Origin of the sequence: Rhodococcus sp. T2V (assembly GCF_029269925.1) — a bacterium.
In the GTDB taxonomy this organism is placed as follows: Bacteria; Actinomycetota; Actinomycetes; order Mycobacteriales; family Mycobacteriaceae; genus Rhodococcus_F; species Rhodococcus_F koreensis.
On the sequence record NZ_JARJBD010000012.1, the window covers coordinates 20,147 to 45,085 of the forward strand.

At 66.0% G+C, this 24,939-nt stretch carries 23 protein-coding genes; 15 read left to right on the forward strand and 8 right to left on the reverse strand.

Annotation, left to right across the window (positions count from 1 at the left end):
* The first annotated feature begins 135 nt into the window (after positions 1-135).
* The 11 genes from P3H15_RS12850 to P3H15_RS12900 all read left to right on the forward strand — a co-directional run bounded on the left by P3H15_RS12850 (position 136) and on the right by P3H15_RS12900 (position 11,827).
* Positions 136-1,233 carry a CaiB/BaiF CoA-transferase family protein gene (locus tag P3H15_RS12850; protein ID WP_276137581.1) on the forward strand — a complete coding sequence of 366 codons (1,098 nt, stop codon included), beginning with the start codon at positions 136-138 and terminating at the stop codon, positions 1,231-1,233.
* 59 nt (positions 1,234-1,292) lie between these two features.
* Positions 1,293-2,183, forward strand: a complete 891-nt coding sequence (locus tag P3H15_RS12855) for a PaaX family transcriptional regulator C-terminal domain-containing protein (protein ID WP_276137582.1) — start codon at positions 1,293-1,295, stop codon at positions 2,181-2,183.
* 51 nt (positions 2,184-2,234) lie between these two features.
* On the forward strand, positions 2,235-3,581 hold the full coding sequence (locus tag P3H15_RS12860; RefSeq protein WP_276137583.1) for a CdaR family transcriptional regulator: 1,347 nt from the start codon (positions 2,235-2,237) through the stop codon (positions 3,579-3,581).
* Between the two features lie 216 nt (positions 3,582-3,797).
* Positions 3,798-4,907 carry an ABC transporter substrate-binding protein gene (locus P3H15_RS12865; protein ID WP_276137584.1) on the forward strand — a complete coding sequence of 370 codons (1,110 nt, stop codon included), beginning with the start codon at positions 3,798-3,800 and terminating at the stop codon, positions 4,905-4,907.
* Positions 4,908-4,911: 4 nt separating this feature from the next.
* Positions 4,912-5,802, forward strand: a complete 891-nt coding sequence (locus P3H15_RS12870; protein ID WP_276137585.1) for a branched-chain amino acid ABC transporter permease — start codon at positions 4,912-4,914, stop codon at positions 5,800-5,802.
* 7 nt (positions 5,803-5,809) lie between these two features.
* Complete coding sequence (locus P3H15_RS12875; protein WP_276137586.1) at positions 5,810-7,456, forward strand: ATP-binding cassette domain-containing protein; 1,647 nt, start codon at positions 5,810-5,812, stop codon at positions 7,454-7,456.
* Positions 7,425-8,183 (forward strand): ABC transporter ATP-binding protein, encoded by a 759-nt coding sequence (locus P3H15_RS12880; RefSeq protein ID WP_276137587.1) that lies wholly within the window; start codon positions 7,425-7,427, stop codon positions 8,181-8,183. Before P3H15_RS12875 ends, P3H15_RS12880 begins: the two co-directional genes overlap by 32 nt.
* A 47-nt stretch (positions 8,184-8,230) precedes the next feature.
* A complete protein-coding gene (locus tag P3H15_RS12885; RefSeq protein WP_276137588.1) occupies positions 8,231-9,229 on the forward strand; it encodes a hypothetical protein in 999 nt (332 codons plus the stop codon).
* Entirely contained in the window at positions 9,226-10,458 is a 1,233-nt protein-coding gene (locus P3H15_RS12890) for a phosphotransferase family protein (protein WP_276137589.1), read from the forward strand. The genes P3H15_RS12885 and P3H15_RS12890 overlap by 4 nt, the downstream gene beginning before the upstream one ends.
* Positions 10,455-11,000, forward strand: a complete 546-nt coding sequence (locus P3H15_RS12895) for a hypothetical protein (RefSeq protein WP_276137590.1) — start codon at positions 10,455-10,457, stop codon at positions 10,998-11,000. Before P3H15_RS12890 ends, P3H15_RS12895 begins: the two co-directional genes overlap by 4 nt.
* Positions 10,997-11,827 (forward strand): 5'/3'-nucleotidase SurE, encoded by an 831-nt coding sequence (locus tag P3H15_RS12900; RefSeq protein WP_276137591.1) that lies wholly within the window; start codon positions 10,997-10,999, stop codon positions 11,825-11,827. Before P3H15_RS12895 ends, P3H15_RS12900 begins: the two co-directional genes overlap by 4 nt.
* A 158-nt stretch (positions 11,828-11,985) precedes the next feature.
* Here P3H15_RS12900 and P3H15_RS12905 read toward each other — a convergent pair whose 3' ends face one another.
* The 4 genes from P3H15_RS12905 to P3H15_RS12920 all read right to left on the reverse strand — a co-directional run bounded on the left by P3H15_RS12905 (position 11,986) and on the right by P3H15_RS12920 (position 17,185).
* Positions 11,986-13,422 carry an aldehyde dehydrogenase gene (locus P3H15_RS12905; RefSeq protein WP_276137592.1) on the reverse strand — a complete coding sequence of 479 codons (1,437 nt, stop codon included), beginning with the start codon at positions 13,420-13,422 and terminating at the stop codon, positions 11,986-11,988.
* A gap of 38 nt (positions 13,423-13,460) precedes the next feature.
* Entirely contained in the window at positions 13,461-14,567 is a 1,107-nt protein-coding gene (locus P3H15_RS12910) for an NAD(P)-dependent alcohol dehydrogenase (protein WP_276137593.1), read from the reverse strand.
* A 61-nt stretch (positions 14,568-14,628) separates the two neighbouring features.
* A complete protein-coding gene (locus tag P3H15_RS12915; protein ID WP_276137594.1) occupies positions 14,629-15,858 on the reverse strand; it encodes an NAD(P)/FAD-dependent oxidoreductase in 1,230 nt (409 codons plus the stop codon).
* A gap of 4 nt (positions 15,859-15,862) precedes the next feature.
* Complete coding sequence (locus P3H15_RS12920; protein ID WP_276137595.1) at positions 15,863-17,185, reverse strand: cytochrome P450; 1,323 nt, start codon at positions 17,183-17,185, stop codon at positions 15,863-15,865.
* Between the two features lie 335 nt (positions 17,186-17,520).
* Here P3H15_RS12920 and P3H15_RS12925 point away from each other — a divergent pair, with 335 nt between their 5' ends.
* Entirely contained in the window at positions 17,521-17,841 is a 321-nt protein-coding gene (locus P3H15_RS12925; protein WP_276137596.1) for a 2Fe-2S iron-sulfur cluster-binding protein, read from the forward strand.
* 20 nt (positions 17,842-17,861) lie between these two features.
* Here the strand turns inward: P3H15_RS12925 and P3H15_RS12930 are convergent, their stop codons facing one another.
* Positions 17,862-18,833 carry a LuxR C-terminal-related transcriptional regulator gene (locus P3H15_RS12930; protein ID WP_276137597.1) on the reverse strand — a complete coding sequence of 324 codons (972 nt, stop codon included), beginning with the start codon at positions 18,831-18,833 and terminating at the stop codon, positions 17,862-17,864.
* The gene (locus P3H15_RS12935) at positions 18,826-19,950 is read right to left on the reverse strand and encodes a LuxR C-terminal-related transcriptional regulator (protein ID WP_276137598.1); all 1,125 of its coding nucleotides are present in this window, start codon (positions 19,948-19,950) and stop codon (positions 18,826-18,828) included. The genes P3H15_RS12930 and P3H15_RS12935 overlap by 8 nt, the downstream gene beginning before the upstream one ends.
* 249 nt (positions 19,951-20,199) lie before the next feature.
* On the opposite strand from P3H15_RS12935, the gene P3H15_RS12940 reads away from it, so the two are divergent.
* Together P3H15_RS12940 and P3H15_RS12945 are read left to right on the forward strand one after the other, a co-directional pair.
* Complete coding sequence (locus tag P3H15_RS12940) at positions 20,200-20,979, forward strand: enoyl-CoA hydratase/isomerase family protein (RefSeq protein WP_276137599.1); 780 nt, start codon at positions 20,200-20,202, stop codon at positions 20,977-20,979.
* 108 nt (positions 20,980-21,087) lie between these two features.
* Positions 21,088-22,770 carry an AMP-binding protein gene (locus P3H15_RS12945; RefSeq protein ID WP_276137600.1) on the forward strand — a complete coding sequence of 561 codons (1,683 nt, stop codon included), beginning with the start codon at positions 21,088-21,090 and terminating at the stop codon, positions 22,768-22,770.
* Between the two features lie 64 nt (positions 22,771-22,834).
* Here P3H15_RS12945 and P3H15_RS12950 read toward each other — a convergent pair whose 3' ends face one another.
* Positions 22,835-23,251: a MaoC/PaaZ C-terminal domain-containing protein gene (locus P3H15_RS12950; protein ID WP_276137601.1), complete on the reverse strand. Its 417-nt coding sequence runs from the start codon at positions 23,249-23,251 to the stop codon at positions 22,835-22,837.
* Positions 23,248-23,700, reverse strand: coding sequence for a MaoC family dehydratase N-terminal domain-containing protein (locus P3H15_RS12955; protein WP_276137602.1), 453 nt, complete (start codon positions 23,698-23,700; stop codon positions 23,248-23,250). The genes P3H15_RS12950 and P3H15_RS12955 overlap by 4 nt, the downstream gene beginning before the upstream one ends.
* A 62-nt stretch (positions 23,701-23,762) precedes the next feature.
* Here P3H15_RS12955 and P3H15_RS12960 point away from each other — a divergent pair, with 62 nt between their 5' ends.
* Positions 23,763-24,938, forward strand: coding sequence for an acyl-CoA dehydrogenase family protein (locus P3H15_RS12960; protein WP_276137603.1), 1,176 nt, complete (start codon positions 23,763-23,765; stop codon positions 24,936-24,938).
* Position 24,939: the final 1 nt, after the last annotated feature.

A 24,939-nucleotide genomic window follows, 5' to 3' on the forward strand; every position in this document is an offset into this window, starting at 1 on the left:
CCTTCGACTTGGTGGACGGATACACCGCGACGACTGACGAACTGCGCCGCGGCGACCTGACTTGAGATATTACGTTATTGGATAGATAGTTGCTAGAGATGTCAAACATCAAAGTCGACTCTTCGGAGGATTCGGATGAAACAAGTGCTGGCTGGACTGCGGGTCGTCGAACTCGCCGGGATCGGCCCGTCGCCCCACGCCGCGATGCAGCTCGCGGACCTCGGCGCCGAGGTCGTGCGAATCGAGCGTCCAGGGGGCGTGTCGCAGCTACTGCCCGTCGACAAGGACGCGGGACTGCGGAATCGACGCTCGGTGAGTGCCGACCTGAAGGATCCCACCGACCTGGCAAGGATCCTGAAGCTCGTCGACGAGGCCGACGTCCTCATCGAGGGCTACCGGCCGGGTGCGGCGGAGCGACTGGGCATCGGTCCCGACGTGTGCCGTCGGCGGAACCCTCGGCTCGTGTACGCCAGGATCACCGGTTGGGGCCAGGACGGCCCGCTCGCGCCCTATGCCGGGCACGACATCAACTACCTTGCGCTCACCGGTGCGCTGAACGCCATCGGACGGGACGGTGAGAGGCCACTCGCACCGCTCAACCTGGTCGCCGACCTGGGCGGCGGTTCGATGCCGGCGGTGACCGGCATTCTCGGTGCCCTCTACGCGAGGGAACAGACCGGTGTCGGAGACGTGGTCGATGTCGCGATGGTCGACGGGGTGAGTGCGCTCATGACGATGTTCTGGACACTCACCGAGAACGGGCTCTGGTCCGATCGGCGCGGGACCAACGTCATCGACGGCGGGGCGCCCTTCTACGACACGTACGAGTGCGCCGACAGTCGGTACATCGCGGTCGGCGCAGTGGAGCCCGTCTTCTATGCGCAGCTACTGACGGGACTCGAACTCGACCCCGCGGGTCTGCCGGACCAGTACGACGAGTCGGCATGGCCGGCGCTCCGGAAGACCTTCGCCGACGTCTTCGTCACGCGGAGCCGAGAGGAGTGGGTGCAGGCGTTCGCGCACCTCGACGCGTGCGTGACGCCCGTGCTGGCCCTCGCCGAGGTGCCGGATCACCCGCACATCGCCGCGCGCAACACGGTCGTGACCGCGTTCGGTCAGCGTCAGCCGGCGGCGGCGCCACGCTTCGCCGAGGCGCCACCCGCAACCTATGCGTCGCCCCGCCCACCCGGCGCCGACACCGAGGCGGTATTCCGGGACTGGGGTGTCGAATGACGATCGCTGACCGGGGCCTCGAGGGGTGTTGTGGCAACGGGCTGACGTGATGCGCGACGATGACACCTATGTCTGACTCGAAGCCGTCCGACTCGAAACCGGAGTCCACCCCCGACAAGGAAGTGGCGTCGACCGGAAGCGCGCGGTCGGTCCTCGTCACCGTGCTCGGCGAACTCGTCGAACCGTACGGACAGCCGGTGCGGACGGCCGCGCTTCTCTACGTCCTCAAAGGACTCGGGTACGGGGAGCATGCCGCCCGGCAGGCGATCGCGCGCACTGGTTCCGCAGGTCTGATCGCCGCCGACCGGAACGGACGCGAAACGCAGTGGACGTTGACGGACAAGGCGCATCGGCTCTTCACCGAAGGTGAACTTCGTGTCTTCTCCACCGACGTGGACACCACGCAGTGGGACGGCAGGTGGCTCGTCGTGAACGTGCCGATTCCGGAGTCTCACCGCTCGACCCGCAAGAAGCTCTATGCCGCGTTGCGGTGGGCCGGGTTCGGGAATCCGACACCCGGCGTCTGGGTCACTCCCCACGTCGACCGTGCCGCGGAAGCGGAACGAACCATCGAGTCTCTCGGATTGACCGCCAACACGGTCTCGTTCGTCGGGACGCTCGCCGTGCCCGGGATTCCCGAGAGCGAACTCGTCCGCCGTTCATGGGATCTGGACGCCGCCGAGAAGGAGTACGACGAACTGCTCGACCGCTTCGATGCGCGAACCTTCCAGCCGGGCGACGAGTTGCTGTTCGCGCACCTCCAACTCGCGGACGCGCTACGGCGCATGCCCTACAGGGATCCGCGGCTCCCCGAGGTGCTGCTGCCGGACTGGCGCGGGCTGAAAGCCGCCCGGCGGCTGCGGGACCTCCGCGCCGAGTGGACCCCCACCGCCCACGCGCACTGGCGTCGGATCGCCGGTCTCGACGTACCCACCGCTCGGGTGCCGTAGGCGGTTTCGGGGACCTTCCCATGTTCGGTCCAATAATTTACAGTGTGGTCTGTGGCACAGAGGGCAAACCAGGCAGGGAACGGGTCGTCCGCATTACGGCCGGGCGGCGAGCCGGAGGCGGCCGCCGATTCTCGAGAGGAAACGCCGGCCTCGTTGTCCTGGAAACTGAGACTGGAAACCACGCTTGCCGACCGCGCGGCAGCGGTCGGGACGCTGTCCGGCCTGATCAGCGCTCTGTCCGACATGCTAGAGGCAACGGTATTCCTGATAGGTCCCGCCGGGCAGGTGATCAGCCGGGCCGTCCCTCCGGGTGCGTCGTCTACCGCGATCCCCACGCTGGAGCGGCTCGAGTCGCCGGGCGGACCGGTAGCGGCCGGCGCGCCTGCCGGCGTTGTGCGAGTGGATGGTGGGCGGACGGGTGGCCGCGACTACATGCTCGGTTCGGTTGTCGACGGCGACCACCTCTTCGGATGGGTAGTCACCCCGATCGAAGGATCCGTGTCCGTTGCACATGTGCAGTGGGCCGTGGACCGGGCAGTGGTCCACCTGACGGCCGAGTTCGTCTCCCAGCGGCGGATCGCCCGCGTGGCCTGGAATGCACGTGCGAACCTGGCGCGGCAGATGGTTCGGTCGACTACCTACGATGCAGATCTTCGGGCTTGCGCGGAGTACCTCGGCGTCGATCTGGCCGCGGACCGGGTCATTGCGTTCGTCCTGGAACGGGGCCGGTCGTCGGGTTCGGCAGTCGATGCGGGCCGCCTCGGTGATCTGATCTCCGAAGATCTCGACGTCGACATCCTCACGATTCGTGGCACCGAGGGCGTCATCCTCTCGATCGAGGCGCCGGCAGGGGGCGGGAATGCGACGGTGATCGCGCGCTGCAAGGCGGCAGTCAACAAGGGCCTCGACCGGATGGGTGACCGGTTTGCCGTCGCGGGCATCTCATCGGTGACCCGGCCCGGTCAGCTCCGACGGGCGTACCGGGAGGCATTCGAGGCTGCCCGGTGCCTTGACCGATACCCCTCGGAATCGAACCGCGCCATCGCCTGTGACGAACTCGGGCCTGCACGATTACTGGTAGCGAACAGCAACGAACAGTCCGTTCGGATGTACGTGTACGACGTTCTCGGGGATTTACTTGCGGGAGGAGTGTCGAACAACGACCTTCTCCGTACCCTGCAGGAGTTCTTCGATAGTGGACGGAGTGTGCGCGACACCGCAGTGCGGCTGGATGTGCACGAAAATACTGTGCGACACCGACTGGGGCGGGTGCACGACATCACCGGTCTCGACGTGGCCGCAAACTCGAACGATCAGCTCAGCGCCCAGACTGCGTTGTTGATCCTCCGACTCCAGGGTCACCACGCGGTGCCGGGTTTCGACCGTGTAGTGCGTTGAACGTGGGGCAGATTCGAGGGAGCTGAACCCCTCCTTGTCGACTTCTCCAATGCGGCGACGTGAGTCCGGGCCGAAGTTCTTGACCTTCGAATCGACGACGGCTTTAACTGGCGCCCAGCGTGTTCCAACTCACATGCTTCGGAGTACGAATAGCAAGGAGTTCCTATGCGATCCGTCAACTGGACGCGAAAGCGACGACTAGCGGGTGCAGCCGCGATGGTTGCTGCGCTTCTGGCACTCACCGGATGTGGCGGCCCGGCCGGTGACAACTCTGGTGCCGTCCGGATTGGGCTCCTCGCCAATCTCACGGGTGACGCGGCGATGTCGTTCGGCAAGCCCTTCGAGCGAGGATTCGAACTCGCTCTGCACGAGGCCGAACCGATACTGGACGAGTCCGGTGTATCGATAGAGGTCCTCACCGAGGATGCCAAATCGGCCGTACCGTCGGCGGTGACCGGGTACAACAAACTCCGTCAACAGAGTGTGCCACTCGTTGTCCAGGACTCGCAGAGCCCACTCGGTCAAGCGGTGGCGCCCCTGGCGAACGAAGACCGGATCACCCTGGTCAGCGGCGCCGGTAGCGCATTGGAGAACTCGGGCGGGTACTCGTTCCGATTCACCGATCTGAGCACGCCCACGATGTCGGTCGGCAGTCGCCTGGCCGAGGAGGGCCACACCCGTATCGGTCTGGTTGTGGCCGGCGACAATCCATCCTTCACCACTCTGGCGGAGGCAACCGAGAAGGGGCTACCGGCCGGATTTGCATCTCGGCAGGAGGTTTCGTCCCAGGACACCGACTTCTCCGCTGTGCTGGCGAATCTCAGGCGGGATCAGCTCGATGCCGTGGTTCTCTCGGTCCTCCCGGCCCAGGCCGGAAATCTCATCCTCCAGATGAAGAACGCCGGTGAATTCGAGCACGTGAAACTGGTCGGAACGGTTGCGATCAGCGGTGAAACCTACACGGTGGCCCGGGACTCGGCCCGAGGCTTCGAGTTTCCGCAGGTATGGGCGCCAGGCGGAACCAATCCCACAGCCTTCGAACGACGGTACACGGAGAAGTACGGTGAGGTCCCCACTGCCTACGGTGCCCTGGGTTATCAGGTCGGCTGGACGACAGTGGCTGCCGTGATCCAGGCAGAGAAGAGTGGAACCGTTGACGGTAGCGCTCTGCGTGATCTCCTTCCCGCTGCCTCGACCTCGGACCTGGTGCGAGAACACGGGATTCTCGGGCTCGAAATGACCGCGGACGGTCTCGCGATCTCGAGCGGGGTCATGGCCACGTTCGCAGACGGAGGAGCCATGGTCCTCGCCGGATCGGACGGGTGAATCCATGGACTTCCTGCTTCAGCAAACCGTCAACGGGATCGTTCTCGGCAGCGTATATGCGCTCTATGCATCGGGTTTCGGTCTGGTGATGGCAAACCTCCGGATCTTCCACGTCGCGCATGCAGCGGTCTTCACCTGGGGAGCAATCTTCGCCTGGGAGCTCACCTCACGACTCGGCTGGTCCCTCCTGGCCGCCTTGCCGGTCGTCGCGGTGCTGGCGGGATTACTCAACGTGCTGGCCTACTTCCTGCTGATCCGCCGTGTCCTTCATCGCCGGGGCGGCGAGATGGCGGCCTTCATCTCCTCGATGGGCGGCCTCATCGTGCTCGTCGAGCTGGCACACCACCACCTCGACGGTGCCGTCGTGCGAATGAACGCCGACGCGTTCACCAGTGCACCGCTGTCGATCGGCCCCGTTCGGATCACCACCCTGCACCTGATCATGGTGTGCCTGGTGCTCGTCATCGTCGCCGTGACGAGTTGGCTACTCGCCCGAACGGAGCTCGGCCGGGAGATCCGCACCGTCGCTTTCGACAAGGACACCGCCGCGATTCTCGGCGTCAACGTGGATCGCGTCAGCGCCGGAGTGTTCTTCGCGTCAGGCGCCATGGCAGGTGTCGCCGCGTCGTTCGTCGCCATCGCGTTCAACGTCATCGATGCCGGACTCGGCTCGACCTACCTGGTGATCGCGCTCGGAGCCATGGTTGTCGGCGGCTTCGGCAGTGTCGGCGGCATGCTCGTCGGCGGTCTCGTCATCGGGATCGCGTCCACCTGTGCGACGGGGTACCTGTCGAGCACCTACCGCGATCTCGTCGTCTTCGTCTTGATGCTCCTCTTCCTCGCTCTGAGGCCCGAAGGTCTGTTCCGGACCCGCGCAGAACTGACAAGGGTGTGACACGACCATGACAGAATTCTTTTCGATCTTCGGTGCGTACGACTTCGTGATCAGGGACGGAATCGTCCTCTCACTCGTTGCCCTGTCGCTCTACGTTGTGCTCAGCGCCGGAATCTTCGCTGTACCCCAAGTCGGTTTGATGGCTGTCGGGGCGTACGTCTCGGCTGTACTTTCCGTCGATGCAGGGGCCCCGTTCGTGGTCTCTCTCATCGGGGGGACGCTCGCATCCGGATTCGTCGCCCTGCTGCTGGCCGGTCTGTTGCACCGGCTCAACGGCATCTACCTGGCCATCGCGAGCATCGCGTTCGCGGAAATCGTGCGCGTGGCGGTGCTGAATCTGCCACTGACCGGGGGCGCACAGGGCAAGGTGGGCATCCCGCGGACCACGACCGATCTCGTGATCTGCATCGTGGTCGTCGTCGCCGTTGCGGGTCTCATCGCACTGAAGCGTTCGCGATTCGGGCTCGCGATCAGTGCCATGCGGGAGGACTCCCTCATGGCGAGCCACCAGGGAGTCGACGTCGTCCGCTACCGGACCGCGTTGTTTGCGCTCTCGGGGATCCTTGCGGGAGCCGCCGGCGCCCTCCACGTCCATATGTCGGGCTTCGTGGAACCGGGCCAGTTCAGCTTCGAACTACTCACCCAGCTACTTGCAATAGTGGTCATCGGAGGGACGGTGTTCGTCACCGGCTCGCTCGTCGGCGCGCTCGTCATCATCGGCCTGCCCGTCGCCTTGACCGGTCTTGCCTCGTATGAGGCACTGGTCAACGGCGTGCTGATCGTGCTGATCGTCGCCTTTGCGCCGAGCGGAATCCTCGGGAGTCTCCGCTCGTGGTGGCCGGTCCGCAGCAGTCCCTCCTCACCGGACAGCGCGGACGAGACATCCGCGGAGCGGGTGCTCCCACTCCTGCGGGACGACGGGCCCGCAGGCGACACCGTCCTCGAGGTGCGAGATGTGGTCATGTCATTCGGGGGCCTGCGCGCGCTGGACGCTGTCGATATCGAAGCACGATCCGGGGAGGTGCTCGGCATCATCGGCCCGAACGGGTCGGGAAAGACGACTCTCCTGAACGTGTTGTCCGGCGTCTATCGTCCGGAGAGCGGAACCGGCACCTTGCTCGAGCACGACTTCTCCGAACTCTGGGGTCACCCACACGTCACGGCTCAGTCCGGGCTCGCCAGGACTTTCCAGAACATCCGACTGATGGACGAGGAGACTGTGTCGACCAACGTCCGGCTGGGCATCGCGCGGCGTCCGGGCATCGATGTGCACGAGCGGACCCGAAATCTGCTCACCGAAAATCGTCTCGACTGGGCCGCCGACATCCCGGTGGGCAGCCTGCCGTACGGGGTGCGACGACGGGTGGAGATCGCGCGTGCCCTTGCGCGAGAGCCCCGCGTACTACTGCTCGACGAGCCAACCGCAGGTATGAATCCCACTGAGCGGCAAGACGTGTTCGACACGATCTCGGACATCAGATCGCGTGGTGTCGCTGTGATCGTGGTGGAGCACGACGTGGCGATGATGCGTTCCTTCTGCGATCGGCTCGTCGTATTGGACTTCGGCAGGAAAATCGCCGAAGGCAAACCCGACAACGTACTCGATTCCAAGGAGGTCATCCGTGCCTACATCGGATCCGGTTCTCTCGCTTGAGGATGTCAGCATCTCCTACGGGCACGTATCTGCGGTCACGGATGTGACGCTGACACTGTACGCGGGGGAGACCCTCGCTCTCATAGGTCCGAACGGGGCAGGCAAGTCGACGTTGCTCCGCGGAATCACCAATCAGGCCCGTAAGAACAATGGCAAGATTCGCTTCGGCGGACGGGACATCACATCCACTCCGACGCACCGGATCACCCGCGCCGGGATCGTCCATGTCCCCGAGGGCCGCCAGGTCGTGGCGCCACTGACCGTCCGGGAGAACCTGCAGCTCGCGGCACATGCAGCGGGACGCTGCCCCCGACGGGAAATCGAAGCCTCGATAGACCGTGTCCACGAACTCTTCCCGCCCCTCGCGCGCCTGCGCAATTCTCCCTCCGGCCTACTCAGCGGCGGAGAACAGCAGATGGTTGCGATCGGACGCGCGCTGATGGCGCGACCCGCGGTGCTGCTGCTCGACGAGCCCAGCATGGGGCTGGCCCCGGTCATGGTCGAGGTGATCTACGAATTCCTCGGCGAACACCGGGACGCACTCGGTGGGGCAGCCGTCCTTCTCGCCGAGCAGAGCCAGATCGCGCTCCGAGTCGCCGACCGTGCAGCGGTCCTGTCCCGTGGCCGGCTGGGCTTCGTCGGTCCGAGCTCCCAGATGGACGAATCCTTGATCGCCGAAGCGTATCTCGGCACCGGCCGGACGGCCGGTGTGCCGGAAACTGCCTAGTTCCAACGCTATCCATTCCATATCCGCACCTATAGAGGAGAACCACGATGATCACAGATGCAGACTCCGAGTTTCATCCCAGGGACCCGGACGATCGGACCTGGACCGAGACGATGTTCCTGCCATTCGCCATCCCCGACGAGGGCATCTTCGGCAATGTGTACGTTCTCGCCCGCCCGAATGTCGGAATTGCCACGTCGTCGATCCTCATCGGCAAGGGATTCTGCACACAGCCGTACGAGATCGCATTCACCGATCCGCAGGTGCACCTGCCCTGTCCCGAATCCTTCGCCAAATTCACGCTGGGGAATGGGCTCAGCGTGAACGCTCCGACACCCAAGGAGTACGACGTCAGCTACGAGAACGCACTGGGTGCGTGCTCACTGGACCTGTCGTTTCGGGCCCTGCACGAGCCGTTCGATCCGGGCGATCCCGAGCAGAATCCGCTCCTCGTGGCGGACCGGAGTGCGGCGGACAGTCGACACGGTGACGAATGGGAGAACGGCCATTTCGAGGTGAAGGGGCACATCACCGGAAACCTCGAGCTGCGTGGCAAGAAATACAAGGTTGATTGCTATGACGGGATGGATCACAGCTGGGGCCCCCGTACGGAGACAGGTACCCGCTCGGTGGCGTGGGTATCGGTGAACTTCGGGCCCGAATTGGCCGTTCACCTCGCCGTCCTGATCGACCTGCGGGACGGTCAGGTCAGATACGAGAAGCTCCGATTCGGTTTCGTCGTGGAGAACGGTGAGGTCCATCCCGTGGTGGACGCCGACATCCGGGCCGAACACACGCAACTCCTGGCAATCAACAATCACATCCGGATCACCGATGCGCGAGGAAAGGAGTACGAGTTCTTCGGCACGGCGATCTCGAGCCACCCCTGGTACAGCTTCAACCCCTCCCACGTCAGCTATCAGGGGGTCTTCCGCTACCACTGGGGTGACAAGGTGGGATACGGGGAGATGGCCGACATCTACGGGTTGGACTATCTGGCAGAGCGGATGTCCAGCCACGGCCGTGCACGGGGGCTGAACGCATGAACGATCACGACCTGACGTGGGGTCTCGACTTCGACGACCGCGACGACCCGTCGCCGGATTTCATCGACGCAGTCCGTCGGGAGTACCCGACGGAGCGTGAGGTCGACACGATGCTGACACGCAAGATGAGCCGCCGCAAGGGCCCGTCGTATCGCCGCCCGGATCTCGCCGAGATGGCCAAGATCCTCGACGAATTTCTCGGCCACGAACTCGGTTCGTCCAACTTCGAGATACGAGATCTGCACTGGTTCACCGGGGGAGTGTCCAAGATCCAGATCGGTTTCACACTCGACCGTGACGATCCCGCGGGTCGCCGTCGGCCGGAACATCTCGTGCTTCGGATGGACCCCAGTGAGGGATCGAATGCGACGAGCCGCGCTCGTGAGCACGAACTGTTGACTCTCATGAACGGTGTGATCCCGGTGCCGAGACCGCATTTCCTCGACGCCGAGGGGGAATGGTTTCCGGAACCGGCGCTGATCTACGAGTTCGTGGAGGGCGTCACCAAACCTCGGGCCACGGGGACCGGGCGGATCAGTGGTCTCGGTACGGATTTCGGGCCGGACCACCGGAGGGTGCTGGCACCTCAGTATCTCGACCACCTGTCCAAGATCCACAACACCGATGTCTCGGGCCGGTCGTTCACTCATCTGCAGGTTCCCCGCACCGGTTCCACCGAGTCGGCAGAATGGATGGTCCACCATGCACTGCGCTGTTGGGAAGAGGACCGGGGCGAGGATTCCCCGCTCATGGAGATCACGGCGAACTGGCTGCTGAGCAATCTGCCCACCCTGGATGTCGCCGGTGTCGTCCACGGCGACTTCCGCAGCGGGAACTTCCTTTTCGACGAGGAGTCCGGTCGGATCCTGGGGTGGCTGGACTGGGAGCGTGGCCTCATCGGTGATCGGCACCGTGACCTGGCATGGATCACGCTCCCCACGATGGGCCACTACGACGCCGACGGACGTTACTTCGTGTGTGGCCTCATCCCTCTGGACGAGTTCTTCGATCGATACACCGAGGTCTCCGGTCTCACCGTCGATCCGGAGCGGCTGCGGTTCTACCAGATCCTGAACTGCTTCACCATCATCGTGTCGACGATGGCGTCCTCCTACCGCATCGCCCGGCTGGGAAAGTCACACCAGGACATCCTGCTCACCCGTGTGGAGGGACTGGTCCCGGTGATCTCTCGCCAACTCATCACGCTCCTGAAGGGGAAGAACACATGATGGACCACAGTGAGAACACCCTCCGTGCTGCGATCAAGTCGCTGCGTGACACCGTCGCACCGGCGGTCGACCCGCTGGATCCGCAGGCCGTCGAGCAGCTTCGACTGACGATCGATTTCCTCGAATTCCTGCGGACCCGCGTGTACGACATCCATGCCCGGCAACGCTACGAACTGGGCCGCCAGATGGACATCGCACAGGCCCTTCTCGACGACGCCGCGCTGATCTCCCCGGACGTCGGCGACCGACTCACCCGCGCCGTATCCGATGCGCGATCCGTCCACGCCGATGCGGATGCACATACCCAGGATTTGCGTGCGTCCTCGCAGAGGCTCTGGGCGGTCGTGCGCGGTGTCCTCCGAACCGCCCGGCAGGCGCCTGAAGACATCCGCGAACGCATCAGCACACGAGTGATCGGCGGAATCGAGCCTTTGGTCGAGATGGAAAGTGCCTGGTATCTCCCGTTCGGCTTCGAACCCGATCCCGGATCGGTTCCCCAATTGGAGGAACTCCTCGACCGCGCCTCCTCTGACGCCGGATGAGAATCCTCGTCACGAATGACGACGGCATCGAGGCGGCCGGACTTGCGGCGCTCGCTGCCGCGGCTGAGGGCGACGGCCGCGAGGTCGTGGTCGTCGCTCCCAGCGCCGAGTCGAGCGGCAGCGCGTCCAGCCTCGGCGTGATCCGGGACAGGAATCGAGTGACGGTGTCGGTGCCCGGCGTCGAATGTTTCGCGGGAATCGAAGCCTATTCCGTGGACGCGCCACCTGCGCTCGGGGTCCGGGCCGCCTGCAGCAGCGCCTTCGGGTGGAAGCCGGATCTGGTTGTGTCGGGGATCAATCCCGGCTTCAACACTGGCCGGCTCGTCCTGCATTCGGGGACGGTCGGCGCCGCACTCACGGCCGCATCCCTCGATGTCTGTGCCGCGGCATTCAGCACCGAAGCGCACTCGGTGCTCGGTCTCGACACGACCAGTCGGGTAGCCACAAGTGTCATCGGCGGACTGGTCGATGCCGGGCTGCCACCGGTCGCGGTGAACGTGAACGTGCCCGCGCTTCCGTTCCCGGAACTGAGAGGCCTGAGTTTCGCTGATCCGGGACCCGTGAGTTGCGATGACGTCGCCTTCGACTTCGAAGGCAATAGTCTCGCGCTGCGCAGGCGGCGCAACCCGCCGCCTTACGACGACCGATCGGACGCCGGCCTCGTCGCCCGCGGCCTGATTTCGGTGACGGTGCTCGCACTCCCCTGGAGGACGGACGGGAACGCCGGAGGCCGGGTGCAGTCGGCCATCGAGAGGCGTTGGATCCTCGCCAGTGCATCGTGCGAACGCGCGAATACGACCTCCGCCTGTCGGGGCGCGCGGGTGTGAGTTTCACGGTGCACAGTTCGTCGAGCCGCCGCCGAAGGGTGCCCGTTTGACCGCGAAGTCGAGCACGGCGAGTTCTTCGTTGGTCACCGGCGTCGTCCGTTCTCTCGTGTGGAAGTGGGTGCGGCCGTGCGTGGTGTCGCACGGCCGCACTCACGGGGTCATCGCACGTCGAGGTAGATGCTCTTGAGCTGCTGGTAGCTCGCGAGGCCCTCGGGTCCGAGTTCGCGGCCGAGGCCGCTGTTCTTGATGCCGCCGAAGGGGGCGGTCGGATCGTTGGAGTAGCCGTTGATTCCGACTGTTCCGCTGGCGATGCCCCGGGCGAATTGGGTGCCGCGTTCAGGGTCGGCGGTCCAGATGGAGCCGCCGAGGCCGTAGTCGGAGTGGTTGGCGATCGTGATGGCTTCGGCCTCGTCGGTGTAGGGGATGACCGACAGGACGGGCCCGAAGATTTCTTCCTGGGCGATCGTGTGGCCGGTCTCGACGTCGGCGAAGACGGTGGGTTCGACGAACCATCCGTGTTCGGCGTCGGCGGGTCTGCGGCCGCCGGTGGTGACGCGTCCGCCGTCCGAGCGGCCCTTCTCGATGTATCCCTCCACCCGGTCGCGTTGCCGGGACGACACGAGCGGTCCCATCTGGGTGGTGTCGGACAGCGGGTCGCCGACCGACAGGCCCTTGGCGAGGTCGGTGATGGTGTCGACGATCTCGTCGTAGCGTGAGCGGGGTGCGAGGACGCGGGTGCCGAGCCAGCAGATCTGCCCGTTGTTGAGCAGGGTGGCGGCGTAGAACGACTCGATGTTCGCGGCGAGGTCGGCGTCGTCGAGGACGACGGCGGCGGACTTTCCGCCGAGTTCGAGGGTGACGGGGCGTAGCAGTTCGCCGCAGGTGCGGCCGATGGCGCGTCCGGCGCCGGTGGAGCCGGTGAAGGAGACCTTGTCGATTCCGGGGTGGGCGACGAGGTAGGCGCCGAGGTCGCGTCCACCGGGGACGATGTTGACCACACCGGCGGGGAGTCCGGCGGCGATGGCGGCCTCGGCCATCAGGAACGCGTCGAGCACGGTTTCGGGGGACGGTTTGAGGACGACGGTGCAGCCGGCGGCGAGGGCGGGGGCGAGTTTGAGGAAGGTGATGGCCTGCGGCACGTTCCACGGGACGATGGCGCCGACCACGCCGATCGGGGAGCGGGTGACGAGGGTGGAGCCGCCGAGCATGCCGGGCCGGATCTCGTCTTCCTGCTTCGCTGCCATGTCGGCGTAGTAGCGCAGTAGAACCGGTGGGAACCCGCCCTCGAACTGCCGGGCGAGGGTGATGGGCATGCCGTTCTGGCTGCTGACCCGGGTGGAAGTGTCCTCGGCGCGGGACTCGAGTTCGTCGGCGAACCGGTTCAGGACCTCGGCGCGCTGGGCCGCGGTCCACGACCCCCACTCGGTGAGCGCGGCGCGGGCGGCGTCGACGGCGTCGTCGATGTCGGTTTCGGTGCCCTCCGGCACGGAGCCGATGCGCTGCTCGGTGGTGGGGGAGATGACCGGGATCGTCGAATCGCCGGCGGGCCGGGTCCATCCGCCGCGGATGTAGAGATCGGGGTAGTCGATCGTCATCGGGGTGTCCTTATCGGAAAGGTTCGGTGGTGGGGTCGTCAGTCGTGCAGGAGCACGGGTTTGAGGACTTCGCCGCGGTGCTGGGCGTCGATCGCGTCGTTGATCTTCGCGAAGGGGAAGGTGGTGACGAGTTTGTCGAGCGGGAACTTCCCGGCCTTGTACAGCTCGACGAGTTCGGGGATGAACTCGTCGGGGACGCTGTCGCCCTCGATGATTCCGGTGATCGTCAGCCCCATGGCGAGGGAGTTGATGATGTTGAGCGGCACCGAGGCTGCGGGGTCGGCGGGCACGCCGATGAGGCCGATCTTGCCGTGGAAGGTCATGGCGCCGACGAGTGATTCGATGACGGCGGGGACGCCGGAGGTGTCGATCGCGTAGTCGACGCCGGCGGGGATGATCGCGCGGACCTGCTCGGCCAGCGGACCGGCACCGGGGTCGATGACATGGGTGGCGCCGAGTTCGAGGGCGAGGTCGCGGCGCGACTGGTGCGGTTCGACGGCGATGATGGTGGTGGCGCCCTGCACGACGGCGCCCATGACGGCTGCCAGCCCGACAGATCCGGCGCCGGCGACGAGGATCGCGGATCCGGGTCGGCAGTCGAGGGAGCGCATGACGGCGCCTGCGCCGGTCTGGATTCCGCAGCCGAGCGGAGCCAGAAGTTCGGCGGGTACGTCGGCGGGAACCTTCACGACGTTGCGTTCGAACGCGAGGCTGTAGGTGGCGAAGGAGGACTGTCCGAAGAACAGGCCGGTCAGTGACTCGCCGTCGGTGGTCGACAGCGGACCGGTGCCGTCTTCGCGGACTCCGTCGTAGGCGAGGTGCATGAACTGGTGGCAGTAGGAGGGCGCCCCGGTGGTGCAGGAGGGGCAGGTTCCGCAACTGTTGAAGGTGATGGCGACGCGGTCGCCGGCGGCGACCTTGGTGACACCGTCGCCGACTGCGCGGACGAAGCCGCAACCTTCGTGGCCGAGGACGGCGGGCAGGGCGGTCGGGAGGGCGCCGTCGCGTGCGGCGAGGTCGGTGTGGCAGATGCCGACCGCTTCGATTTCGACGAGTACCTCGCCGGCCTTCGGTCCGTCGATGGTGATCGTTTCGAGCGAGAACTCGGTGTGGGGTTCTCTCGCGACTGCTGCGAGTGCTTCCATCGTCAATGACTCCATGTCTGTGTGGGGGCCGGCCCGAGAAGGACCGGCGTGGATCGAATGCTCAGAGAGCGGCTTCCCGCAACGGCGTCGCGGGATCGGCGAGGGCGGTGCGGTCGACCTTGGTGCGATTTCCGATGAACTTCTTTCCGGCCATGAATTCGCCTGCGGCATTCACGGTCTCGACGGCCACCGGTATCCCGTCGCTGTCGAGATGGAACAGTGCGAACGAGGTGGCGGAGGCGTCGCCGCGCAGGATCGGTTGCGTGTCCGGCCCGACCATGCCCGCCATCTTCATCTTCAGATCGAACTGATCCGACCAGAACCACGGCACCTCGTGCGGTGGGAGCGGGGCGCCCATGATGACCGCCGCCGCCTGCTTCGCCTGCTCGACCGCACTCGGAATGCTTTCCAGCCGCACCATCTTCCCGAGCGTGTCGTGCAGTCGATAGGTCACGTCCCCGATCGCGAGAACGTGCGGATCGCTGGTGTGGGCCGACCCGTCGACGACGACTCCGGCGAGGCATTCGAGGCCGGACTCGCGTGCCAGCGCGTCGTTCGGGATGGCACCGACCCCGACCAGGACGACGTCGCAGGCGATCTCGGTTCCGTCGCCGAGTTCGATCCCGGCGACGCGGCCGCCGGAGCCCGTGATTCCCCGGACCTCGGCCCCGGTGAGAATGCGGGTCCCGCGGTTCCGGTGGAAGTCGGTGAGTGCCGTCGACAGTTCCCGGCTCGCCACCCGGGCCAGCACCCGGTCCTCCCGTTCGATCACCGTGACGTCGCATCCGCGGGCGCGGGCCGACGCCGCGACCTCGAGTCCCACGTACCCACCGCCGATGATCGCGAGCGCCGATCCGGAGTGCACCGCCTCGCGGAGCATCGTGGCGTCGGCGAGGGTGCGGAGACTGAGCACGCCCTCGAGATCGCTTCCCGGGAGCAAGAGCGTCCGCGGCGCGGCGCCCGTCGCGAGGACGAGTGTCGTGTACTCCAGCACCGTTCCGGACACGGTCGTCGCGGTTCGCGCGTCCCGGTCGATGCGGCTGACCGGATCGCCGAGCAGCGTGTCGATCTCGTTGTCGGCGTAGAACGATTCCGGCTTGAGCCACTGCACGAACTCGTCGTCGGCGTATTTCTTCGACAGCGGCGGGCGGTGATACGGCGGATGGGTTTCGTCCCCGCACAGGACGATGCGACCGTCGAACTTCTGCTGCCGCAGCATGCCGGCGAGCGTGCCGCCGGCATGCCCGGCCCCGACGATCACCACGGTGGGTGACGCATGTGACGTGACCATGGTGTTACCGGGTGAACTCGATCTGGACGGGCATGTTCTTGAGCCCGCCGACGAAATTGGTCTGGATCATCTTCGTGTCGTCGGCGAGTTCGAGGGACTCGATGTGGGGGAGCAGTTCCTCGAACATGATCCGCAGTTCGAGCTTCGCCAGGTGCTGGCCGATGCACATGTGCGGGCCGTAACCGAAGGCGATGTGCTTGTTGGGCCTGCGGGTGATGTCGAAGGTGTCGGGGTCCGGGATGACGTCCGCGTCGCGGTTGCCCGACTGGTACAGCAGCATGAAGCGGTCGCCCTTCTTGATGTCGCGGCCGCGCAGCGTGTAGTCCTGCGTCGCCTGACGCATGAAGTGCTTGACCGGCGAGGCCCAGCGCAGCGATTCGTTGACGATGTGCGGGGCGAGCGCCGGATCGGCCTTGGCCTTCGCGAGGAGTTCCGGGTTGCGGCCGAGTTCGAGCATGCCGCCGGCGAGGGTACTCGAGGTGGTGTCGTGACCCGCGGTGGCGATGGCGATGAAGTAGCCGTAGGCCACCTCGTTCGGGTAGTACTCGCCACTCTCGTTGCGTGCCACCGAGATGATGGTCGCGAGATCGTCGCGGGGGTTGGCGCGCCGGTCCTGCAGCAGCCTTTCGAAGTAGGCGTAGAAATCCTGAATCGTGGCCACCCACTGCTTCGCGGCGGCGTCCGGGGTGAGCGGTTCGACGTCCTCCCGCGCGGCATCGGGATCGGCCGTGCCGAAGAACTCCTGCGTGAGGGCCATCATGCGGGGCTCGTCCGATTCCGGCACCCCGAACAGGCTCATGATGACGTGCAGGGGGTAGTGGAGGGCGAAGTCCTTGACGAAGTCGATCCGGCCGTCCGTCTTCAGAAGCCGGGCGACGGCAGCCTTCGCGAGATCGCGGATGGTCGCTTCCCACTGGGCGAGGTTGGTGGGCCGGAACCAGTCCAGCGCGATGTCCTTGATCGCGGTGTGCTCCGGCGGGTCGAGGTAGGTGAGGGTCTCGAGGATCCGGAGGCTGCCGTTGTTGATGCTCTTGGTGAACTGATCGCCGGCCTGGTTCGCCAGGATTGGGTTGACGGAGCCCTTGTCCTCGCCGCCCGCACTGGTGAAGATGTCGGGCTGCCGCTCGATCTCCATGATGTCGGCGTGCTTGCTCACCAGCCAGATGGGGTCGTACCCCTCCACCACGGCACGGCCGAGGGGATTGTTCTCGCGCAGCCAGCGGTAGGCCTCGAACAGTGCGTCGTTGTCCCGGTGTCCTTCGGGTAGAACGATCTGACGGGCGACGGTGTCCGGAACAAGTTCCGTGACCTGCTCTGTAGTGCTCATCGATTCCCCTTCGTGGTGCAGTGTGGTGCGGCGCCGAACGTCGCGGCGCCCTCGCCGACTGGAGTGACTTCAGCCTGTCAGCCACGAGAGTGAGGGGCATCACACCATTGATTGAAAGTTGTCCACCTAACGGGGGATGTGTGCCCGGTCACCCCGGCGCACATCGGGGTCGGCGGGGCAAGGATCACCCCACGGGAGGGGGGTAATCAGTCGAAGTGGTGATGTGCCCGGCCAGTGACCGGCGCCACAATTTTCGGTACCGAGAACGCGGCCGGACCTTCGCTACGGCATGACGGCCGCGCAGATGTTCACCGGTCAACCTGAAGGAGATCGCCATGCCCACCGTCGTGTACCAGCTTCCGGACGGCTCGACGTCGTCCGTCGACGTTCCCGCCGGCCAGAGCGTGATGGACGGGTCGGTCCGCAACAACCTTCCCGGCATCGTCGCCGAATGCGGCGGTAGCTGCTCATGCGCCACCTGCCACGTGTACCTGGACGACGATTCCAGTGCGGCGTTCGGCGAACCGACGTTGGAGGAACAGGACCTCCTCGAATTCCTCGACGGTGTCCAGCCGTGCTCGCGTCTCGCCTGCCAGCTCGTGCTCACGCCGGACGTGGACACCGTCACCGTGACCGTGCCGTCCTCGGAAGCCTGAGGGGCCTTCCACCGTCAGCGTCACCGGGTGCCGGACTGATACTTCGCGATCAGTTCGGCACGGTTGGTGGCACCGAGTTTCCGGAGGATGCGTTTCACGTGCGACTTGACCGTGTCGACGGTGATGACCAGTTCCTCGGCGATCGCCGAGTTCGATGCCCCGGTGAGAATCAATCGGACGACGTCGGATTCGCGGTCGGTCAGGGGGTCGAGCAGGCGCCGCTCGGCGGCGTCGCGGTCGGCCTGGGCCGGGGCGAGTTCGGATGCGCCGCGGGGAGGCGCCGTGTCGACGTCGGTGTCGCCGGCCCATCGCCGGGCGCTGTCGTGCAGGAGCGCGCTCTGGCGCTCACGGCGCGATTCCAGGCCGACTCGCTCGAAGCACCCGCCGAGCACTTCGGCGAACACCCCCAGTGCGCGGCGGCGGGAGTCGTCCACGGGTGTGTCGATGTGCACGAGCGCGGCGGCGCCGCCACCGACCAAAACCGGAGCGGTTGTGAAACCGTTGGTGCCCAGCAGTTCTTGCAGTGCGGCGGGGGCGCCGGTGCCGACTCTGACCGTGTTCGTCGCGAGCGCCTGTTCCTCTGGCGAACCGTCCACGACGTCGAATTCGGCCGGTGGTGCCGGCATCGTGCCGGGGTCGGCGCTGAACCAGGCCACGGGAACGATCCGGTCCCCGTCGAGGCGGGACAGGACAACTCCAGTCGCAGAGCACAATTCCGCGACACGTTCGCACGCACGGCTCATCAGTTCCGCGCTCGAGGCGGCGTCGTCCAGTGCTCGGACGGCGCGATCGATGCCCGCCGCGATCGCACCGATCTCGGCGGTCCGGTTCGCGTCGGCGGCGTTTCTGCGGTCGAGGAGGTCGACGAGGCGTCTCCCGAGTTCGGTCGACTGCGCCGGGTCGGCCACCCGCATCTCGGTCAGCACGTCCGCGATGGCGCGTTCGAGTTCGGTGTCCGCGGTGTTCTCGTCGGGGTGGGGCGCGTCAGCCACCGGACACCGTCTTGGCGTTGGCGCACAGAGCCGCCACCTCGGCCCGCGTCGAGACGCCGAGTTTCTTGAAGATCCGCTGGACATGGGATTTGACGGTGCCGTCGGAAATGCACAGGCGACGGGAGATGGCCGCATTGGTCGCTCCCGTCGCCATCAGTGTGAGCACCTCGCGCTCGCGAGTGGTCAAGGTGTGCGCGCGGGGCACGACCGGCGCCTGCGACGTGTCCTCCCCGCTCTGCGCGCCGGAGCGGGGGAGGTCGCACGTGGCGAGTTCCGGCATCGTCAGGGGCTGCTCGAGGTGTCGCAGTGCCTGCGTGAGCCGCTGGATCTCGGCGTCGACGTGCTCGTTGCGGGTACGGATCTGGCGACGCAGGTCGGCGCGTTCCTTCGACGAGGCGCACGCGCCCGCCAGTACTCCGACGATGTGGACGTCGGTGTCGGACAGGCTGTCGCTCTGGCGGTCGACGTGGATCATCGCCACCGCGCGGGCGTCGACGACGATGGGAACCGCGAGGTATCCGGCGGGCCGCGACAAGTCGATGAGGGGTCGGTACGTATGCCGGTAGGTGTCGGCGGCGTCCACCGCGTAGGGCCGGCGGCGCCGGACGAGTTCGGCCTCGCGGGGGGCCTCGCGCAGCGAGATCTCGCGTCCGTCGATCGCCGTGATGAGTTCGTGGAAGTCCCCTGTCAGTTCGGGGTTGACGGCTAGTGCGACGGGAGACCAGGTGGAACCGCGGACCACGGAGAACATCGCCTTGCCGTATCCCAGGCTCGTGCACAGTTCCTGTGTCACGACTTCGGCGATGCGGTCCGAGCCGGTGTCGAGCGCACGCACGACCCGCTGTAATGCCTCGAACTGGGCAGTGTGCACGCGCAGTCGGCGCGCGATGTCGTCGCGGCTCGCGGCGTCGAGTCGCGTCACCAGTTCCGCGAGGCGCAGCGTGTGCTCGGGGGACGCGACACCTTCACGTAGCTTCCGGGCCGCGAATGCACGGATCACCGTGAGATCGGGCTCGCCGTCCGCCAGCCGGATCAGGTTCGGCTCGCTGCCGAGAAGCTCCTGCAACTCTGCGACTGCCTGCTCGGCAAGCTCGAACGAACTCGTCGAAATGACCACTCACCACTCCTTGCGCCGCGGCCGCCGCACGGATGACGACGACACCGTCGCCCATTCCTGTGACGTACCGCACAGTATAGGAGGTGTCACCTGGGACGTTTCCGCGCCGTCCGCGACCTCACTCCAATGTATATGGTCAGTCCAAATACGTCACGTATTCCGCGAAAGTGATGCGGACAGGTTCTTGTCGCGGATACCGTCGTCGTACTAGGGTCGAATGGTAAGACCAAAATTGAAAGGATCGGCCCTATGGCGCACCCCGTGCGATACGACGTCGACGAGCACATTGCCGTCCTCACTCTCGATCGCCCCGAAACCCGCAACGCGCTGTCCGACGACGTGCTCGACGAGCTGCTCGCCGCACTCGAACGTGCGCGCGAGGACGACGACGTGCGGGTTGTCGTGTTCGCGTCCTCGCACGAGAAGATCTTCTCGGCGGGCGGCGACCTCAAGGCGTTCGCGAGCGAGACGCCCACGATCGTCAAATACGCCGGTCTGGATCGCTTCCCACGGCTGTATCAGCTCATCGGCGGTCTCGGGAAACCGGTGATCTGCGCGGCGGGCGGCGACGTGCTGGCCGGTGCGTTCGGTCTGGCGCTGGCGTGCGATTTCGTGCTCGCCAAGGAGTCGGTCCGGTTCGGGTGCCCGGAAATCAACGTCGGCGTCTTCCCGTTCATGATTTCCGCCCTGATCTACCGGAACGTCGGGCGACTCAAGGCGAACGAGTTGATGATGTACGGCGAGCTCATCACGGCCACGGACGCGCTCGAACTGGGGCTCGTGAACCGCGTGATCCCGGACGGCGACTTCGAGGCGGAGGTCCGCGCGTGGGCGCGGCGGCTCGCGGGCAAATCGCCGCTGCTCATGCGGCTGGGCAAGGAGGCGATCGACAACACCCGGGACATGTCGCTGCCGGATGCACTCGCGGCGCTGCAGTCCCAGCTCGCTCTCGCGTTCACGACCGAGGACATCGTCGAGGGCGTCACCGCGTTTCGCGAAAAGCGTTCTCCCGTATGGAGCATGCGATGATCGCCGGGCGGGGAGCTCGTTGCAGTTTCGGTCTAACCATTATATTGTGAGGGCCAACACAGATTGTTCTATTCCCTCTTCACATCTGCGCACAGAGGAAGGCTTCCCATGGCGTTCGCATCGGTCACCGATCGCTATTCGGACGAACAGATCCGAGAGTTCTATGCCACCGGGCAGTGGCACCGCGACACCTTCTTCGACATGCTCGAGGCTCAGGTCGCCGAGCGGGGCGACCGTGTCTTCCTGACCGACGACACCAGCGGCGGCATCACCTTCCGGGAGTTGCGCGACAAGGCGCTGAGTCTTGCGGTCGGCCTTCGGCGCCACGGCATCGCTGCCGGCGACCGCGTGTCCGTGCAGGTTCCGAACTGGATCGAATTCGCGATCATTGCCGTCGCGTTGTCGCGACTGGGCGCCGTCCTGGTGCCGATCATGCCGATCTACCGCCGCGACGACGTCGAGTACATCCTCGGTAATGCCGGTGTGCGGCTGGCGATTACGCCGCAGAGTTTCAAGAAGTTCGACTACGCCGGTATGTACACCGACATCGTGGGTGCCGTCGAGTCGCTCGAGGATGTCGTCGTCGTCCGCGGGAGCGGCGAACTCCCGAATCGTGCGGTGTCGTTCGAGTCGCTGTTCGCGGACATCGGCGCCGACGAGGCGATCGACGAACTCGGGCCCGGTGTCGGTCCGGACGAGCCGTTCGTCATCGTCTACAGCAGCGGCACCACGTCCCGTCCCAAGGGCTGCATCCACACGTTCAACACGTTCGCCTGCGGATCCCGTCTGCTGGCCAAGGGGTTCGCGTACACGCCCGAGGACGTGCAGTTCGGCCCCTCGCCGATCACCCACACCACAGGCCTGGTCACCAGCATCGTCCTCCCGCTCATGCACGGGGCGGCGTCGCATCTCATCGAGGTGTGGGAGCCGGTCCGGGGCATGGAACAGATCAAGGAACGCGGCTGCACGGTCGCGGTGAGTGCCACGACGTTCCTGCAGATGGTCATGGACGTCTACGACCCCGCCGTGCACGACATCAGTAGCATGCGGCTGTGGGTGGCGGCCGGCGCCCCGATCCCCGCGAGCTTCGTCACGAAGGCGGCCGATTTGTTCCCCGGCCTGCAGGTGCTCAGCCTGTACGGCCGTTCCGAGAATGTCACGACCACCATGTGCACGGTCGACGACGAGCCCGAGCGGTCGCTCACCTCGGACGGTCGTCCGCTGCCGTTGCAATCGGTCAAGATCGTCGACGAACTCGGGAACGAGGTTCCGCGCGGCGAGGAGGGCGACGTCGCCTACAAGGGCGCCATGCACATGCTCGGGTATCTCCACAATCCCGAGGAGACGGCCAAGCTGTTCACCCCCGACGGCTACTCCCTCTCCGGGGATCTCGGCCGGATGGACGAGGACGGCTACGTGCGGGTCACCGGCCGGACCAAGGACATCGTGATCCGCGGCGGCATGAACATCAGTGTGCGTCAGGTCGAAGACCTCCTGGCCGCGCATCCCGCCGTCCGCGGTGTCGCGGCGGTCGCGATGCCGGACGAGCGCCTCGGGGAGGCGGTGTGCCTCTACCTCGTCCCCGCGCCCGGATACGGCGACATCACGCTCGAGAAGATCAAGACCTACCTGCTCGAGCAGGGGGTGGCGATCCAGAAGGTTCCGGAGCGGCTGGAGATCGTCGAGGCGCTGCCGACGACGGCCACGGGCAAGATCCAGAAGAACGTGTTGCGCGCCCAGATCGCGGCGAAGATCGAGGCCGACCGGGAACGGGCACAGGCCGTCAGCTGATCGAATGAAGAAGGGGGCGAAGCCGATCGGTTTCGCCCCCTTTCGCATTGTTCGAGAAGGGTGATCAGGTCGAGGCCACCACGACCGTCGCCGATCCGGTGACCACCGGGCCCTTGTCTCCGGAGGCGACGAGATCGAGCGTTGCGAGCGACTCTCCCTCGGTCTCGTCGATCGACGCCACCGTGCCACCCAGGGTCAGTGTGTCGCCGAGGAAGACCGGAGCGATGAACCGGACTCCGAAGGAGCGCACGTGCTCGACACCGAACGTGTCGGACAGCCATCCGGCCAGGATCCCGGCCTGCATCTGACCCATCGCGATGACGCCCGGAAATCCCGACGTGGCCACGAAGCCGGGATCGTGGTGCAAGGGGTTGAAATCGCCTCCCGCCCCGGCGAACCGGACGATGTCGGTCTGAGTCACCGGACCGACCACCCGGACGTCCGGAGTATCGCCGACGCGTACCTTGGCCGGTGTTCTCATCGCTGCTCTCCTCGTTCGATCAGGACTTCCTCGAGCCGGACCACGGGCTCGCCGTCGGTGTCGACGTATTCGGTCTCGAGGGTCACGACGCGCATCGTCCCGCCGCGCTTGCCCTCTCGCTGCTCGTCGCCCACGACGCGGCGGGTGCCGACCACGTGGTCGCCGGCGGTGAGCGGTCGCAGGTACGTCCACGTGACCGAACCGACCACCACCCGGGCGAGGGCCAGGCCCAGCGAGTCGACGAACGCGCGCTGGTCGCGCTGGTGTCCGGCGACGACCGTGTGCGTGAGAGTGGCCGGCACGTCGGGGAACCCGGCGTCGCGCGCGACGGCCGGATCCGTGTGGACGGGATCGGTGGTGAACGTGGCGCGCGTGAATTCGCGGATCTTGCCGCGTTCGACGTCGTATTCGACGCGGTCGACGACGCCGGCGGGGAGTGGGTCGGACATCCGGGCCTCCTTTATGGACTGACCTATAGTATCATTGAGCCTAAATTCGTGAGGAGGGTGCAATGGAGCTCGCTGATTCCCCAGACGAGGCCACATTCCGTGCAGAAGTCCGGGAGTGGGCCGAAAAAGCGGTCCCGACGCTGCCGTGGCCGGAACCGGTCGATCTGGTCGACAAGGTGCCGTTCTGGCAGCAATGGCAGCGGCTGCTCTTCGACGCCGGCTACGGCGGGATGTCGTGGCCGAAGGAGTACGGCGGCCAGGCCGCCGACCCGATCCGCAAGGCCATCTTCACCGAGGAGATGGACCGGGTGGGCGCACCCGAGCGCCTCAACACCATCGGTGAGGACTTCGCCGGCCCGACCATCATCGACTTCGGTACACCGGCGCAGAAGGAACGGTTCCTTCGGCCGATCCTGACCGGCGAAGAGATCTGGTGCCAGCTGTTCTCCGAGCCGGAGGCCGGGTCCGACCTCGCGTCCCTCCGCACCAAGGCCACCAAGGTGGACGGGGGCTGGAAGGTCAACGGGCAGAAGATCTGGACCAGCCGCGCACACATCGCCGCCCACGCGATCCTGCTCGCCCGCACCGGCGGCGGTCCGCGGCACAAGGGCATCACGTACTTCCTCGTCCCGATGGACAGTGCGGGAATCACCGTGCGACCGCTCGCGCACATGCTCGGCGAGGCGGAGTTCAACGAGGTGTTCCTCGACGACGTGTTCATCCCCGACGACCTCGTCGTCGGCGAGGTCGACGGCGGCTGGAAGGTCGCGATGGGCACGCTCGCCTACGAGCGGGTGGCGATCGCGACGGGCCGCGTCAACACCAAGCGTGCCGTCGACGACATCGTCTCCGACATCGCGGGAAAGACCGACGACGCGGGTCGTCCGCTCGGCGAGGACCCGGTGATCCGGCAGAAGGTGGCCGATCTCTACGGCCGGGCCCTCGTGCACTACCTCATCGGGCAGCGCGTCATCACCCTCGCGGCCAACGACGGCCCACCGGGGCCGGTCACGTCCATCGGCAAGCTGTTCTTCTGCCCCCTCGTCGAGGAACTCGCCGATTTCCGGCTGTCCCTCGAGCCGGTGGGCGGGCAATTCGCCCTCGACGACGAGCCGCAGAAGACGGCGAGGTGGCAACGGCTCGCATATCAGGCCCGCGGCACCGCCATCGCCGGCGGTTCCACCTTCATCCAGCGCAACATCGTCGCCGAGCGCATGCTCGAAATGCCGAGGAGCTGAC